General features: G+C 30.7%; 13 protein-coding genes. 12 read left to right on the forward strand and 1 reads right to left on the reverse strand.

Annotation, left to right across the window (positions count from 1 at the left end; all coding sequences use genetic code 11):
* Window positions 1-51 precede the first annotated feature (51 nt).
* The 5 genes from KQH81_RS01325 to KQH81_RS01345 all read left to right on the forward strand — a co-directional run bounded on the left by KQH81_RS01325 (window position 52) and on the right by KQH81_RS01345 (window position 6282).
* Complete coding sequence (locus KQH81_RS01325; protein ID WP_178311721.1) at window positions 52-723, forward strand: response regulator transcription factor; 672 nt, start codon at window positions 52-54, stop codon at window positions 721-723.
* A complete protein-coding gene (locus KQH81_RS01330) occupies window positions 720-1736 on the forward strand; it encodes a sensor histidine kinase (RefSeq protein WP_178311724.1) in 1017 nt (338 codons plus the stop codon). Before KQH81_RS01325 ends, KQH81_RS01330 begins: the two co-directional genes overlap by 4 nt.
* 94 nt (window positions 1737-1830) lie before the next feature.
* Window positions 1831-3333 (forward strand): phytoene desaturase family protein, encoded by a 1503-nt coding sequence (locus tag KQH81_RS01335; protein ID WP_178311726.1) that lies wholly within the window; start codon window positions 1831-1833, stop codon window positions 3331-3333.
* 381 nt (window positions 3334-3714) lie between these two features.
* Window positions 3715-5376 carry a PTS transporter subunit EIIC gene (locus KQH81_RS01340; RefSeq protein WP_178311728.1) on the forward strand — a complete coding sequence of 554 codons (1662 nt, stop codon included), beginning with the start codon at window positions 3715-3717 and terminating at the stop codon, window positions 5374-5376.
* 159 nt (window positions 5377-5535) lie between these two features.
* Window positions 5536-6282: a DeoR/GlpR family DNA-binding transcription regulator gene (locus KQH81_RS01345; RefSeq protein WP_099335957.1), complete on the forward strand. Its 747-nt coding sequence runs from the start codon at window positions 5536-5538 to the stop codon at window positions 6280-6282.
* A gap of 102 nt (window positions 6283-6384) precedes the next feature.
* Here KQH81_RS01345 and KQH81_RS01350 read toward each other — a convergent pair whose 3' ends face one another.
* Window positions 6385-7278: a glycyl-radical enzyme activating protein gene (locus KQH81_RS01350; RefSeq protein ID WP_178311732.1), complete on the reverse strand. Its 894-nt coding sequence runs from the start codon at window positions 7276-7278 to the stop codon at window positions 6385-6387.
* A 215-nt stretch (window positions 7279-7493) separates the two neighbouring features.
* On the opposite strand from KQH81_RS01350, the gene KQH81_RS01355 reads away from it, so the two are divergent.
* The 7 genes from KQH81_RS01355 to KQH81_RS01385 all read left to right on the forward strand — a co-directional run bounded on the left by KQH81_RS01355 (window position 7494) and on the right by KQH81_RS01385 (window position 17437).
* On the forward strand, window positions 7494-9899 hold the full coding sequence (locus KQH81_RS01355) for a glycyl radical protein (RefSeq protein ID WP_178311734.1): 2406 nt from the start codon (window positions 7494-7496) through the stop codon (window positions 9897-9899).
* Between the two features lie 110 nt (window positions 9900-10009).
* The gene (locus KQH81_RS01360; RefSeq protein ID WP_027640231.1) at window positions 10010-10693 is read left to right on the forward strand and encodes a fructose-6-phosphate aldolase; all 684 of its coding nucleotides are present in this window, start codon (window positions 10010-10012) and stop codon (window positions 10691-10693) included.
* A gap of 367 nt (window positions 10694-11060) precedes the next feature.
* On the forward strand, window positions 11061-11795 hold the full coding sequence (gene cas6, locus KQH81_RS01365; protein ID WP_027640230.1) for a CRISPR-associated endoribonuclease Cas6: 735 nt from the start codon (window positions 11061-11063) through the stop codon (window positions 11793-11795).
* Between the two features lie 11 nt (window positions 11796-11806).
* Window positions 11807-13612 (forward strand): type I-B CRISPR-associated protein Cas8b1/Cst1, encoded by a 1806-nt coding sequence (gene cas8a1 / locus KQH81_RS01370; protein WP_027640229.1) that lies wholly within the window; start codon window positions 11807-11809, stop codon window positions 13610-13612.
* Window positions 13605-14495 carry a type I-B CRISPR-associated protein Cas7/Cst2/DevR gene (gene cas7i, locus KQH81_RS01375; protein WP_027640228.1) on the forward strand — a complete coding sequence of 297 codons (891 nt, stop codon included), beginning with the start codon at window positions 13605-13607 and terminating at the stop codon, window positions 14493-14495. The genes cas8a1 and cas7i overlap by 8 nt, the downstream gene beginning before the upstream one ends.
* A gap of 5 nt (window positions 14496-14500) precedes the next feature.
* A complete protein-coding gene (gene cas5b, locus KQH81_RS01380) occupies window positions 14501-15160 on the forward strand; it encodes a type I-B CRISPR-associated protein Cas5b (protein WP_027640227.1) in 660 nt (219 codons plus the stop codon).
* Between the two features lie 51 nt (window positions 15161-15211).
* Complete coding sequence (locus tag KQH81_RS01385) at window positions 15212-17437, forward strand: CRISPR-associated helicase/endonuclease Cas3 (protein ID WP_027640226.1); 2226 nt, start codon at window positions 15212-15214, stop codon at window positions 17435-17437.
* The last annotated feature ends 5 nt before the right edge of the window (window positions 17438-17442 follow it).

A 17442-nucleotide genomic window follows, 5' to 3' on the forward strand; every position in this document is an offset into this window, starting at 1 on the left:
GGGGAAGAAATCCCCTTGTGCCTATAGGCTTTATGAAAGGAGCAATAATTTATGGAAAAAATTATTATAGTGGAGGATGATAAAGCAATAAGAGAAGAGCTTGCAAACTTTTTATCTAAATATGGTTACGATATTAAAGTACCATGGGAATTTGAAAATATTCTTGAATACATAGAAAACGAAAAAGGCGATTTAATATTGTTAGATATAAATCTCCCTGTGTTTGATGGATATTATCTATGCAAGGAAATTAGAAAAAAGTCGGAAATTCCTATAATTATAGTTACTAGCAGAGATAGCGATATGGATGAGCTTATGAGCATGAATTTAGGCGCAGATGATTTTATAACAAAGCCTTATAATACTGAAATACTTCTAGCAAGAATTGCAGCTATATTGAAAAGGGCAGGAGGATCAATAAATACATCAAATACTTTGAGTTATTGTGATTTTATAGTAAATCTTTCAAATGCAAGCATAACATATGAGAGCAAAACTTTGGAACTTACTAAAAATGAAATAAAGATACTTTCTTATTTAATAAGCAGAAAAGGAGAAATCATATCTAGGAATGATCTTATGGAGCATCTTTGGAAGGATGAATGTTTTGTTGATGATAGCACTTTGTCGGTAAATATAACAAGACTTAGAAAAAAACTTGAGGAAATTGGAGTAGGCAATCCTATAGAAACAAGGAGGGGCTTAGGGTACGTAATGCCATGAAGATAGTAGAATATTTTAAAGACAAATTAATTATTATAGTGATAAATTTGACGTTATTTGTAGTTATTTCCTGGGTAATGAATGTCATAAAAGTAAATTATGTAGTTATATTAGTAATATTTTGTATATGGTTCATACCACTTTTATCATATATGTTATGGGAAGCTATTAAATATAAAAGATATTATAATCATATTGAGAAGATTTTAGAGGGATTAGATAAGAAGTATTTAATTCCAGAAGTATTGGATGAAGCAAATTTTATAGAAGGAAGAATTTTTAATGAACTTTTCAAAGAAGTGGGAAGAGATATGCATGAGAACGTGAAGTTCTATAGAGAAATGCAAGAAGACTACAGAGAATACATAGAGACATGGGTTCATGAAATAAAAACGCCTATAGCATCTGCTAAATTGATAATTGAAAATAACAAGAGTCCCGTAACAAGCAAAATCGATATACAAATGGATAGAATAGAAGGATTTATAGAACAGGTGTTGTATTATTCAAGAAGCAGAGATGTAAGCAAAGACTACATAATAAAAAAGATTGACATTGGGGCATCAGTACGAAATGTTGTTAAGAGAAATTATAGAGATTTTATAGTTAAGAAAATAAAGATTGATATGAGAAATTTAGATAAGACAGTATACAGTGACAGCAAATGGATCGAATTCATACTAAATCAGATTGTGGGCAACTCTATAAAATATTCTAGTACTCAAGATCCATTCATATCAATCTACACTGAAGAATACCAAAATTCTTTAATTCTTACTATAGAAGATAATGGAGTAGGAATACCTGATAATGACATAGACAGGGTGTTTGAAAAGGGATTTACAGGAGAAAATGGAAGATATTTTGGTAAAAGTACAGGTATGGGATTATACTTATGTAAAAGTTTGTGTGAAAAACTTGGAATAGGAATCCATGTAGAATCAGAAAAGCAGAAAGGAACAAAGGTGAAAATGATTTTCCCTATATCAAACATGATTAGAAATAGTTACTAAATAAAAGAAGTAAAAGGCTTTGTGGAATAAATTAGCCAATCTAGCGAATAATAATCTTATAAAATATTCATATTGTAAGGATGTGCACACTGATATGAAAAATGTGATTATTATTGGAGCTGGAATTGGGGGATTATGCTCTGCTATAAGGCTTCTCAATAGGGGATGTAAGGTTACTATACTTGAAAAAGAAAATACTATAGGAGGAGTTGTGAATATCAAGGAGGGGGGAGGCTTCAGCTTTGATCTGACTGCCAGTATAGTTATGACTCCAGATATATATACAGAGATTTTTAAATCTGTTGGGAAAAATTATGAGGATTACATGGAGATCATAAAGCTTGACCCCATATACAAAGTTAACTATTACGACGACACAAACTATGAATTTTACAGTGACTTTAGAGATATGAGCATTTCTCTAGAAAAGTTACAAGAAGGTTTATCTCAAGAGTATATGAACTTTTTATTCAAGTCATTAAATAAGTATATGATGACAAAAGAAAACTTTTTAACGAAACCAATGGCAAGGGTTGGTGAGATAATTACTCCATCAGTAATAAGCAAAGCTATAAAAATGAGGCCTTTAAAATCAACAGATAAATATTTGTCCAGTCTCATAACAAACGAGAAATTTAAAAATTATCTGATGTTTCAAGCTATGTATATGGGAATTGATCCATATAAAACGTCAAATCTTTACTCCATGATTCCAACAATTTGTCATATATATGGACTATATTATATAAAAGGTGGAATGTACAGTTACATAAAAGCACTTGAAAAGCTAATAATTGAAATGGGTGGTAAAATTGAGCGGAATGTCAATGTCAAAGAGATAATGATAGAGAGTAATGAAGTAATTGGTGTAGAGGCTGGGGAAAAAATATATAGGACAGATACTGTAATATGTAATGCGGATTTTCCTTATGCCATAAGAAATTTATTTAGGCTACCTATAGATGAAGGAAATCTGTACTCAACAAACCACATAGAAAAGAAGAAATACTCTTGCTCGGTATTCATGATTTATCTAGGACTAAAGAAAAAGTATGATACTTTAAGGGTACACAATATTTATATAAACCAATATTTTAAAGATGAACTAGAAGCACCTTTTATTGGTGAACTGCCTGAACATCCAGCATTATATTTATACTATCCAAGTGCCATAGATGACACTCTATGTCCCAAAGGAAAATCAGTTTTAAACATAATGGTACGTGTACCAAACCTTCAATGTGGAAAGCAAATGTGGGATGATGAAACCATATCGTCTTTCAGAAATAAAGTCATGAACCAAGTTCGAAGAGTTGATGGGCTTCAAGATATCGAATACAACATAGAGTATGAAGACTACTTAACACCTCTTCAGATGAAAGATAAATTTAACTGCTATTGCGGAAGTGCATTCGGTCTAAGTCATAAACTTACTCAAAGCATATACCTTAGACCTCATATGAAATCTAAAAAGATTAAAGGGCTCTATTTTGTAGGAGCATCTACCCATCCAGGCAATGGCGTTTCAATAATAACAGAAGGAACTAAGCTTTTAACTGACATGGTAATGAATGAAGAATATGAATATAAAAGATAGAAGATAGACTGAAAGAGGTCTATCTTTTTTTTCGGAACAGGGAGTTAAGCAAATTTAAAGTCAACAAATGTGTGAGTTTTAAGTTTTTGTTTTTTATACAATACATAAATATATTTCATATGAAAGAAAAATAATCTTCGAATAGAAATAAAATGTTGACAAGTGAAGAAGTATAAGTTATTATTGTTACAAACGTAATGATAACAATTACATGTGAAAGATTTAAACGATTAGGAGGTGGAAATTTATATTAACAAAAGCTACATCGACTTAGTGTAATCATCTAGCCATTATATCTAGTGAGCTTTAATTATGGTTGACTAAACATTTGTATTAAAACGTTATCAAAAAATGCAGTATTACAAAATAGGGGGATTTAATATGGGTAAAAGAAAAGAAAATGGTACAGTATTTGCAACAGTTCAAAAAATAGGGAGATCATTCTTTTTACCAGTATCAATTTTACCAGTGGCTGGACTATTGTTAGGTCTTGGAGCATCATTTACAAATGAGACAACAATAGCAGCTTATAACTTGGAATCTGTTCTAGGAAGTGGAACCGTTTTGAATGGACTATTAACTATTATGTCTCAAGTTGGTAGTACTATATTTGGAAATTTACCGATTATCTTTGCTATGGCAGTTGCATTAGGTATGGCAAAAAGTGAAAAAGCAGTAGCTGTTTTATCATCTGGAGTTTCATTTTTTGTAATGCATTCTACAATAAATGCTATGTTAAAATTGACAGGATCTATACTTCCAGATGGAAGTCATTCAGGTAAGGTATTAAGTGGAGCACTTGCTAATGTATGCGGTATTGATTCCTTGCAGATGGGAGTCTTTGGAGGTATCATAGTAGGACTTGGAGTAGCAGCATTACATAATAGATTTTATAAACAAAAGCTTCCAGCAGCATTATCATTCTTTGCGGGGGTTAGATTTGTACCAATTATTTCCGTTATAGTATATATATTAGTTGGTATTATATGTTTCTTTATATGGCCTACAATTCAAAATGGTATATATGCAATTGGAGGACTTGTTACAAATTCAGGATATGCGGGAACATTTATTTTTGGATTTATGGAGCGTGCTTTAATTCCTTTTGGTCTTCATCATGTGTTCTATATCCCATTTTGGCAGACAGGACTTGGCGGAACTGCAATTATTGATGGAATTACTGTTGCAGGAGCACAAAATATTTATTTTGCAGAACTTGCATCTCCTAACACAGTAAAATTCAGTGTTGAAGCTTGCAGATTTATGACTGGTAAATATCCATTTATGATGGCAGGTCTTCCAGCAGCAGCCTATGCTATGTATAGATGTGCTAAACCTGAAAATAAAAAGTTAGTTGGAGGATTACTCCTTTCAGCAGCACTTACTACATTTTTAACAGGTATAACTGAGCCAATAGAATTTACATTCCTATTTATCGCACCGGCATTATTTATTTTACATTGTGTTTTTGCAGGATTAGCATTTGTTATATGCCATTTGCTATCTATATGTATAGGTACTACATTTTCTTGTGGATTGATAGACTTTACATTGTATGGATTATTACAAGGAAATGCAAAAACAAATTGGCTTATGATGATACCAGTATTTATTGTATATGCAGTAGGATATTACCTTGTTTTCACTTTTCTTATAAAGAAATTTAATATTGCAACACCAGGACGTGAAGAAGGTAATGGAGAAGTAAAATTATATACAAAAGATGATTACAATAAGAAAGGTGATGGCGTAGATAAAAAAACATCATGCTCTAACAATGATGATATATCAGTTATGATTTTAAAAGGATTAGGTGGAATTGATAATCTTCAGGATATTGATTGTTGTGCTACTAGATTGAGATGTACACTTGTTGATTCTAATATTGTAGATGAAGAGACATTAAAATTAACTGGATCTAAGGGTGTTGTAAAAAAGGGAACAGGTATACAAGTGATTTATGGACCACAAGTCACTATTATTAAGAGCGATTTTGAGGAATATGTAAATGAAGTACGAAATGGTGAAAAAGTGGACTTATAATAACTTATATATAATGAAATAATATATAGAGGAGTAAATCAATTTTTCTATGAAAAATATGATTTACTCCTTTAATTATAATAATAATATATACTTTAATGTTGTATAGGAAAATTAAATGTGCTATATTTTATACTGATAGGTAGGAGGTATGAAGAGATGAATGAGAGACATACTAGAATTGTGAATATAGTGAACAAATCTAAAAAAATAGAAGTAAATGCACTGGCAGAGATGCTTGGAGTATCTCCAGTTACTATACGTAAGGACTTAGGCTCTTTAGAAGAAAAGGGACTGCTATCAAGAGAACATGGATATGCAGTTATGTTAAACACTGATGATATTAATAACCGACTTGCAGTTTGTTATGAAACGAAAGTAAAAATAGCGAAGGCAGCAGCTAATATGGTTTCTAGTGGAGAAACTGTTATGATAGAATCTGGATCAAGTTGTGCATTACTTGCAGGAGAACTATCTAATAGTGATAAAGATGTTACAATTATTACGAATTCTGCTTTTATTGCAGGGTATGTAAGGGAAAATGGAAATTCTAGAGTTATACTATTAGGTGGCGAGTACCAAAAGGAATCTCAAGTTATGGTTGGACCTTTAGTTCGTATATGTGCGAGAGAGTTTCATGTTGATAAATTATTTGTTGGAACTGATGGATTTAACCCTGATTATGGATTTTCAGGAAGTGATATGATGAGGACTGAAGCCATGAAATGTCTTGCAGAGTCAGCCAGAAAAGTAATTTTGTTAACGGATTCTAGCAAATTTGAAAAGCAGGGAGTTGTCATGCAGCTAAGGTTTGACGAATTGCAAGGCATTGTAACAGACAGTGAAATTCCAGACTCAGCAAAGAAGCTTTTAGAAGATAAAAATATCGAAATAACTATAGTGTAATAATATAATTTATAAAATAAAGCCTTATGCTTTTTTAAATTCACCTCAAATGTTAAGGAAAGTAGACTAACATTTGAGGTGAATTTTTTTATGGGATTTAGATTATATCGTAGCATCAAAACCCTCAGCTTGAAACACTTTTAAATAATCTTGAATATCTTCTATATGAAGAGCCTTAGTATCTTTCATTAAATATTTCATATGAAGATTTTCATATTTTTTTTGTCCAAATTGATGAAAAGGTAGAAGGTTTATTTTTTTGATCCCGATTTCTTTTAAAAGTTTACAAAAATTTGAGGCATCGTTTAAAGAGTTATTTACATTAGGAATGACTGGTATTCTTGCAATAACCTCTATACCATTTGAAACTGCCCATTTCATGTTTTCTATGATAGGTTCATTTGGAACACCTGTAAACTTTTTATGTTTAGCGCTATTATAATGTTTTATATCAAATAAAAGCAGATCTGCATGATTTACAACCTTTTGAAACACATCTGAAGATGCATATCCTGTAGTTTCAAGAGCGGTATGAATTCTATTGTTTTTTAGTTCTATTAAAAGTTCTTCAGCAAAAGTATGATGCATAAGAACCTCACCTCCTGAAAGGGTAACACCTCCACCGGATTCTTCGTAAAAGTCATAATCCTTCATAACCTCAGATAGGACCTCTTCCTTGGTCATAATTTTTCCTATATACTCTAAAGCTTTTTTAGGACATTGATTTATACAAGTCATGCAACTGGTACATGTATCATGATTAAAATTAAAGTGTTCATTTTTAAAGTCTATACTCTTAGCAGGACATGAAGTTTTGCATAGATGACAGTGTACACACTTTTCCATATCCCATAGGATTTGAGTATGTATTGATTGGGATTCTGGATTTGAACACCATAAGCAATGTAAGGGACATCCTTTGAAGAATACTACAGTTCTTATTCCAGGCCCGTCATGTATACTAAATTTTTGTATGTTAAAAATATTCGATTTCATATATTTCCTCCTTGTTAAATAGATACTTACTTAAATTTATATCATCACTATAGCATAGTGATTAAAACAAGTAAATAGAGTATACAAAACAATATTAATTTCATATGAAATTAAATAATTGACAAAACGAAACAAGTGTTATATTATCATTATAAAAGAACCAGTAATTAAGCAAATATGATATAAATAAAAAAATATAGAATGGAGGAAATGAAATGAAAAGAAATTATTTTGGAAGTTTAACAAAAAGAATGGAAGAGTTTCGTGAGGAACTTTTAGAAACTAAACCATATGTTTGTGCAGAGAGAGCAGTTTATACTACAGAAGCTTATAAAAAGCATGCAGATGAACCTGTAACTTTAAAAAGAGCGTATATGTTAAAAAATATTCTTGAAAATATGTCAATTTTCATTGAACCTCAAACTTTAATTGTTGGTAATCAAGCATCAGGAAATAGATTTGCACCTATTTTTCCTGAATATGCAATGGATTGGGTTATCAATGAACTAGATAAGTTTGATAAAAGAGATGGAGATGTCTTTTATATTAAAGAAGAAACAAAAGAGGTATTGAAGGAAATTTCACCTTATTGGGAGCACAATACAACAAAAGACCGTGGGCTTGCAGCTATGCCTCCATCAAGCAAAATATTTTATGATTTAGGAATCATAAAAGCAGAAGGAAACATAACATCTGGTGATGCACATTTAGCTGTAGATTATGAAAAAGTTATGAAATGTGGCTTAAAGGACTACGAAGCAAGAACAAAAGAAGCAATGGCAAAATTAGATTTAACAGAGATGGAAAATTTAAAAAAATATTATTTCTATCAATCAATATTAATAGTTATTGATTCAGTAAGAGCTTTTGCAAAGCGTTATGAGAATTTGGCAATAGAAATGTCAAAGGCAGCAGATGATAATCGTAAAAAAGAATTACTTGAAATAGCGAGAATATTAGGAAAAGTTCCTTATGAACCTTCGCAAACAATGCATGAAGCAGTGCAAAGTATGTGGCTGATTCATTTGGTTCTTCAAATAGAATCTAATGGACATTCACTATCTTATGGACGTATGGATCAATACTTATATCCATATTATAAATCAGATTTAGAAAATGGAATTATTACAGAAGAATCAGCATGTGAATTGATGACAAATCTTTGGTTGAAGACTTTTACAATTAATAAAATTAGAAGCTGGTCTCATACGCAATTTAGTGCAGGAAGTCCACTTTATCAAAATGTAACGGTTGGAGGACAAACTGTTGATAAAAAGGATGCTGTAAATGATCTTTCATACCTTATTTTGAAGAGCGTTGCACAAACAAGACTTCCTCAGCCAAATTTAACTGTAAGATATCATGCAGGTTTGGATGATAATTTTATGAAAGAAGCTATAGAAGTAGTTAAGTTAGGGTTTGGTATGCCGGCATTTAATAGTGATGAAATCATAATACCTTCATTTATTAACAAAGGCGTAAAGGAAGAAGATGCTTATAACTATAGTGCCATTGGATGTGTAGAGACGGCAGTTCCTGGAAAATGGGGTTATCGTTGTACTGGAATGAGTTTTTTAAACTTCCCTAAATCTCTGCTTATTGCTATGAATGATGGTGTTGATTTAGGATCGGGATTGAAGGTAGCAGAAGGTGTAGGACACTTTGTAAATATGACTTCATTTGCTGATGTTGAAAAGGCATGGGATAAAATAGTTAGAGACTTTACAAGACACAGTGTAATAATAGAAACTTGCTGTGATATGGTTCTTGAAGAAACAGTGCCAGACATACTTTGCTCTTCTCTAGTTGAAGACTGTATAGGAAGAGGTAAGACACTAAAAGAAGGTGGAGCTGTATATGACTTTATCAGTGGTTTACAGGTTGGTATTGCAAATATGGCGGATTCACTGGCTGCAATTAAGAAATGCGTGTTTGAAGATAAGTCTATAACAACATCAGAACTTTGGGAAGCGCTTCAAAATGATTTTGAAGGAGAAAATGGAACTAGAATTCAAAATCTATTGATAGCTGCACCTAAGTATGGAAATGATGATGACTTTGTAGACAACCTTATAAGAGATGCATACAATGTGTATATTGATGAAATTAAAAAATATCATAATACTCGTTATCAAAGAGGTCCAATAGGTGGAGTTTACTATGCAGGAACATCTTCTATATCTGCAAATGTTGGACAAGGAAGGGGAACCCTTGCAACACCAGATGGAAGAAAAGCAGGGGCTCCATTAGCAGAAGGCTGTTCTCCAAGTCATGCAATGGACAAAAACGGTCCTACATCAGTATTCAAAAGTGTTTCAAAACTACCTACAGAGCAGATTACAGGAGGGGTATTATTAAACCAGAAGGTAACTCCTCAAGTTTTAGAAAAGCCGGAAGACAGTATGAAGCTGATTGCTCTTTTAAGAACATTTTTTAATAGATTGCATGGGTATCACGTTCAGTATAATGTTGTGTCAAGAGATACATTGTTAGATGCTCAAGCAAACCCTGATAAGCATAGAGATTTAATTGTTAGAGTTGCTGGATATAGTGCTTTCTTTAATGTATTATCAAAGCAGACTCAAGATGATATAATTGAAAGAACTGAACAAGTATTATAAGAAAGTAAAAGATAAACAATAAAATGATTTGTAAGTAATGGCTATTGTATAAGATTGTAAAAACGCATGAAGATAAGAAGGACTTAAATGGAAATAATGGAGGTAGAAAAATGGAACTATTATTTGATACGGCAAATATTGAGGACATTAAAAAATATATGGAGTGTTATCCAATTACAGGAGTCACAAGTAATCCAAGTATTTTAAAGTCAGAAGGCAAAATTGAGTTTTTTTCACATCTTAGAAAAATAAGAGAAATTATTGGTATGGAAAAAACTCTACACGTTCAAGTAATTGCTGAAGATGCAGAAGGAATCCTTGCGGAAGCAGAAGCAATTCTTAAAAATGTTGATGAAAAAGTATTTATTAAAGTACCAACTACAGAGCAAGGATTAAAAGCTATGATGATACTAAAATCTAAAGGAATTGGGGTTACGGCAACTGCTATATACACAAAAATTCAAGGATTTGCTGCAATAATGGCGGGAGCTGATTTCATTGCACCATATTGCAATCGTATGGCTAACCTAGATGTAGATTTTGAAGAGACAATTACTGCATTCCGTAAAATGATTGATGAAAACAACTCAAAGTGCAAAATATTAGCTGCAAGCTTTAAAAACATAGCACAGGTTAATAAGTCATTTTTGGCAGGTGCCCATACAGCGACTATTCAACCAACATTAATGCATGACACTTTTCAAATGGCGGCTGTAACAAAAGCTGTTGCTGATTTTAAAAAAGATTGGGAAAGCGTTCATGGAGAAGTGCTAATTACAGATTTAGTAAAATAATAAAAATATATGAGATAAAAGATAGGCCGAAAGAGGCCTATCTTTTTTAGTAACAGGAAATGTTTGTAATAATAACACAATCATATGTGATAATTAGCTTATATGTATAATATTTAAAAAGGTTGGATAAAATTAAAAATGTACAGAAAAAGTGTATTAACTGCAAGGAATGTGAAGTTTTATATATTATACATTTTACTAAATTCCAATGAATACATAATTTAAATACAAATAATGAGTATTAAAGAGGAATTTGTGTAAAAATATAGAACTAACTAGTATGGATTTTATATTAACTAAATGGAATTTATTAAATGGAATTTATTAAATGGAATTTATTAAATGGTAGAAAAGGCAGGTGAGCTACATGAAAATGAAGATTTTATTTACTGCTGAGGGTAATCGATTTCCTTCGCAGTATAGAGTACTTGTTTGTAGTTTGATAAAAAATGCATTGGAAAAAGCAGATGAAGAATATTTTAGATCTTTATATTACTACAATGATAAAAAAAGTAAAAAGATTAAGCCATTCACTTTTTCAGTATTTCTTAAGGAATATATAATGGGACATGATGAGATTAATCTTAAAGGGAGGTCATCGATAATATTATCTACAAGTGACTATAACCTAGGCATCAATTTATATAATGGATTGCTTCAAACTAAAACTTATAGATTTAAAGACTATGAAATAAACATTGAAAGAATACTCTTAGAGAAAGAAAAGATAATTTCAGACAATGAAGTGGTTTGCAAAACATTATCGCCAATACACCTAAAAGATAAGAATAATAAGCCTATTAATCCAACATCACAGGAATTTAAAGAAACATTGAATTATATATCAGATGTATTACTGAAAACAATTAGGGGTGAAGGCTTAAGGGAAGACCTAAGATTCACTCCTATAAATATGAAAAAAGTTGTAGTTAAAGAAAAAATTAAAGATTTTAAGGATATCACAAATAAAGATATTATGTATGTTGAATCATATAGCGGTTCATTTAAACTTCAAGGAAATAGGGAGGACATAAGGTTACTTCTTCAAACAGGCTTGGGAAATCGTAGAAGTTTTGGGTTTGGGATGATAGATATCTTATAGGAGGTGAGAGTTTGAGAATATATAACTCAGATCAATGGGTTTATAAGATGGGAATCGTAGGATTTGATAGGATAATACAATTTAACTTTGAGAATTATGGATTAGACAAAGAGGACTACGGTTACAAAATAGAAGATGATTATATTGAATTCGATGTTGGACTACTAAATGAATTGCCGAAGGCCTTCTTTCAATATTTTTATCATGAATATGATGTAGCAGAAAACATTAATTATAAATTTAATTATCTATTAAATAGGGCAAGTAAGGAATCAAACTTCAAAAATTCTATAAATGAAATAAAAAAACTTATAAAAGATAAGAATGCTAGGATTCAAAAGTTACAATTAGATAATTTTAATGAGTTTGATGAGATTTACAATGATGTATGTAATATAAAGTTTAGTGAACTTGAAGAATTAAAAGAGGGCTTAGAAAAATATGTAATTTTGTTTAGAGATGATAAAGTAAATTATCCTCAGGCATTAAATCTTTTTAAATCAGTTTTACAAACTAGTTTTTTTGGGCAAAACAGTTTTTTGAATGTATGTAATAATTCTAAAAGTATAGAAGAACAACAAGACATAATGTTTAAGGATTATGTTAAGCCTGTAATTCAATCAGAGAAACTTACTAAGATTAAGGAAGATATGAATGAAGGGGAGCTAAAACAATATATAGATAACAACATGGATTCCAGTAAACAAGCTACAGAAGTAGATAAATATATGAAGGATATCTGTAAAAATCTATGGGGAAAGAAAAGAAAGTTTGAGTCTTTAAGTATAATGGATGGAACGTATAATAAGTGCTGTCTCTGCGATGAGAATCTTTCTTATGGAAGTGATTATAGCGATGGTAATTTTATTCCTCTAGCTATAAGTAATGATGGATGCAAAAACTTGTTTTGGGATATGAATTCAAAGTTTCCTATATGCCCATTATGTAGACTAATATTGCTTTGCACTGCAGCGGGCACTACAAAAGTATACAAAAATTATCTAGAGTCAAATTACAGTTTCAACGATAAGCTTTATTATGGATTCATTAGTATGGAAGGGAATTTAGGCGATTTAATTAAAGAAAATAATACTTTTAAAAATTTAAGCTCTAAAGATATTTCTTTTGAGGAATGGCTATATGACAGCTTGATACAGGAACGTAAGATATCAAAATGGCAGCTTCAAAATGTATTATATGTAGAGTTTAATGCTGATTATAGATCAAAGAACTCAAGAATGAATTACTATAACATTCCTAATTATATTGCTAGTTTTTTATGCAATAAGGATGCTGATATTCTTCAAGAAATTAAAAGTTCAACCGAAAGAATGAGGATTTTTGATTGGATAATGGGAAGGAAAGATTTGAATATCTTAATTGATAGGGAACTTAGAAAAAAAATTAAGAACGAGTTTGTAGGTACTAATATTATTAATGTAGTAAAACTTAAGAATATATTGGAAAGTTATAAAGCAGAAGGAGGATATAGTAAAGTGAATGATGCGGGATTACAAACAATTGATTGGTTATATAAAGATGGAATTATGATTGCCAAAATATATCATGATAATAAGATGGAAAATAAACTGTCTGGAATAAGTTATAGATTATTGAATTCAATAAAGGCAGGTAATAAGAATGAATTTATGGATTCGATTCTAAGGATATATTTATCTGTAGATTTGCCTGTTCCAAAGAATATGCTTGAATCTATAAGAGAAGAAAAACTAAGTTTTAGTCAAGTGGGACATAGCTTTTTAACTGGATTAAATGGATATTATAAAAAGGAAAAGGAAGGTGCTATCAGTGAGTAAGTCAGTTGCAGTAAGTGTAATATTTCAAGGACAAAGTTTAAATTATGGTGAAGGAATTGGAAATATAAGTGAACTTAAGAAGTTAACTAGAGAAGACGGTAATTTTTATACTTTAGCTACAAGGCAGGCTGTTGCTTATGATATTAGAAGACTAGGACACGAACTATTTGGATGGAATCTTCAAACAGTTGATAAGAGTAAGGGAACAATACAATTTAAAAATGAGTACACAATAGAAGATTCTGAAGAAATGGATTTGTTTGGATATATGAAAACTGCTAAGAATGATGGTTCAGCAGTTCGTTCAGCAGTAGCTAGATTATCTAATTCAATTTCACTAGAGCCTTATAAGAGTGATATGGATTTCTTAAGTAATAAAGGATTTGCAGATAGAATAGGTGAACATCCTAATTTAGCTAATAGCGAGCAGCACTTAAGTTTTTACACATATACTTTAACTATTGATCTTGATGGTGTTGGAGTTGATGGGAGTATCAAACTTTCAAATGAAGAGAGGGCTAAGAGAGTAAGTCAATTGCTTGATATCATAAAAATATTAAATAGAAACATAAGGGGAAGGCAAGAGAATCTATCACCTTTATTTATAATTGGTGGAATATATGATATTGCTAACCCATTTTTCTTAGGTAGAATAGGTCTTGATATTAATAGAGGAAAGTATGAAATTAAAACTGGTGCATTAAGGGATGCTCTTGAATTAACAATATTGGACTGTAACGTTAAAGATAATTCGAGTATAGGAATCGTTCCTGAGGTTTTCTCTAATGAGCAAGAAATTAAGGGATTAGTTTCAGATAGTTATAGTATTGAGGGATTCTTTAAGAATCTAAAAGAAAAAGTCAATGCATATTACGAGGTGTGATTAAGATGAAAGCTTTAAAGTTAGGCTTATATCAAGAAACAGTTTGTTATAAGAAACCATATGCTTTTAAGGTGACGGAAACATATCCTTTACCACCATATTCCACAGTAATTGGATTCCTTCATAATGTAATCAATGCTACAGAGTATAACCCTATGCGGATTTCAGTTCAGGGAAGTTATGATGGAATATTTACAGCATATAATACAACAAGATTTTATCATAAAGATGATGCAACATCTATGCCGTTAAATGTGCACATGCTTTATGGTGTAAACTTGATTATTCATGTGGTTGCTGATAAAGAGATATTAGATAAAATATATGAGGGATTCAAAAATACAGGTAAGGCTTTTACTTTAGGTAGAGGAGAAGATTTAGCAAGGCTTGATTATATAAAATTTGTTCAACTTGATGAGTCTGAGATTGAGGATGAAGAAGATAATTCTGAGATGTTAAAAAAATGTTTTTATGTTCCCAATATATTTGATACAAATTTACAAGGTATATCTTATAAAATTAATAAAAATTATAAAATTGTAAATGGACTTAGAAGATGGAATAAAATAAATGTAAAGTATGTTGAAAAGGGCAACATGATTACAAAAGGAAAATATTATGTTGATAATGATATTGACAATAAGGATATAGCATTTTTAGCTTAGAAGAGGGACTGTTTTCAGTCCCTTTTTCATAAATATGGAGGGAATTAATGTATGTATTATGCAAAAACTAAGCCGGTAATTGAATCCATAAAACAACATACAGATAGTGTGTTAAAGGAATATGGAATCTTAAAAGATAACTATGAAAATGAAATAAACAATATAGTCGGACAAGAAAATTCAGAGAAATTTTGGGATTTATTGTATAAAGCATGCCTATATCATGATTTTGGTAAAATTAATGTAGAATTTCAAAATAAAATGAAAAGAAGTCTTGGCTTAAAGTATGAGGAGAGTACTAGAGAAGAAATATATCATAATTTTTTATCACCAGCTTTAATTCCTAAAGAAGATAGAAAAAGTATTGATGTAAACCTTAGAACGATATTTTATCAAGCTATTGCATATCACCATGAAAGAGGAGTTAGTATAAATGCTGATGAGAAAATGAAATATGTTAAATACATCAATGAAGAATTGAAAAATATGGTGGATGCAATTAATGAAGAAATGAATTGTGGATTAGAAAATATAAATATTGGTTATTTAGAAAAGATTGATGAACCAAGAAGAATTAAAGAATCAAATGAGAACTATAAACTTTATGTTATGCTAAAAGGATTGCTTCACAGATTAGACCATTCTGGATCAGCACATATAGATGTAGAAGAGAAAGTAGATAAGTGTATTGGAGATTGCACAGAAGAGTATTTTAAAATCAATAATTGGGAGAAGAGGGAACCACAGAAATTTGCAATTAATAATAGGGATAGGAATATAGTTTTAATTGCTTCAACGGGTATAGGTAAAACAGAGACTGCATTATTATGGATAGATGATTCTAAGGCAATATTTACACTTCCTTTAAGGGTTAGTTTAAATGCATTATATTCGAGAGTTAAAGAAGATATAAAGTATAAAAGCGTTGGCCTTTTACATTCTACAGCATTAGATTATATGATGGAACAGAAAGAATTTAATAGCAAAAAAAATTATGCTGATATAGAAGAAAGTTTTGAAGAATCAAGGCTACTTAGTAAGAAATTATGCTTTTCTACAATAGATCAAGTTTTTAAATGTCCTTTCAAATACATTGGATATGAGAAGATACTTTCAACTTTAGCGTATTCTAAAATTGTAATAGATGAGATACAAGCTTATTCCCCTGACATTGCAGCTGTAATTTTATATGGAATTAAACAATTATCAGAACTTGGAGGAAGGTTCATGATAATGACAGCTACATTACCTAGAATTTATAAAGATAGGCTCAAAGAGTTTGGAATTGAATTTGAAGAGAAAAAATGTTTAACATCCATGATAAGACATAAGATTTCTATGGACAATACTGAAATAGTAAATGATATAGATAAAATTGCTGAATTAGGAAAACATAAGAAAGTTTTAGCTATAGTGAATACCGTAAAAAAAGCAGAAGAAATATATAATTTACTTGAAGAGAAAGAAGTTAATGTAAATTTGCTTCATTCAATGTTTATAAATCGAGATAGAACTGAGAAAGAAAAAGCAATTAAGGATTTTACAGATGAGGATGAGAATAAGGTAGATATAAAGAATAACAAAAAAGAATCGGGAATATGGGTTACAACTCAATTGGTGGAGGCATCTCTGGATGTGGATTTTGATTGCTTGTTTACAGAGATGAGCACATTAGATAGTTTGTTCCAAAGACTTGGAAGATGTTATAGAAAGAGAGCTTTTGATCTGTATGGGCCTAATATTTATATATATACAGAAAATGTATCAGGCATTGGATATATATATGATAAAGAAATCTTTGAAGAAAGTATTAAACTACTTTCAAAATACAACCATTCCACTATTAGTGAAGAGGTAAAAGTAAATTTAGTAGATAAATTGTACTCTAAAGAAGCTATTTCAGGTACGAAATACTATAAAAAATTTATGGCAACATGTACTTTGTTAAAGGATTTAACAGCTTATTCAATGGACAACAAAGAAGCTCAAAGAGTATTAAGAGACATTGAGTCTATTACTGTAGTGCCACAAGAAATTTATGATGAGAATATAGAATTATTTATGAACTTAAAAGGTAATGGAAAGAAAGAAGCTTTCAGAGAGATTAATAAACTTACTGTTAATGTACCAACATCTAAGATATATGCTGCAAGAGATAAAAATCCATTATTGGCGGTAAGAAACATTGACAATATAAGAGGAGTATTTTTAATAAATGCTAAGTACTCAAAGGAACATGGGCTCGATTTAAATGAACTAGTTGATACATTTATTTAAGGGGT

The sequence above is a fragment of the Clostridium cadaveris genome (assembly GCF_020911725.1).
GTDB classification, from domain to species: Bacteria; Bacillota; Clostridia; order Clostridiales; family Clostridiaceae; genus Clostridium_X; species Clostridium_X cadaveris.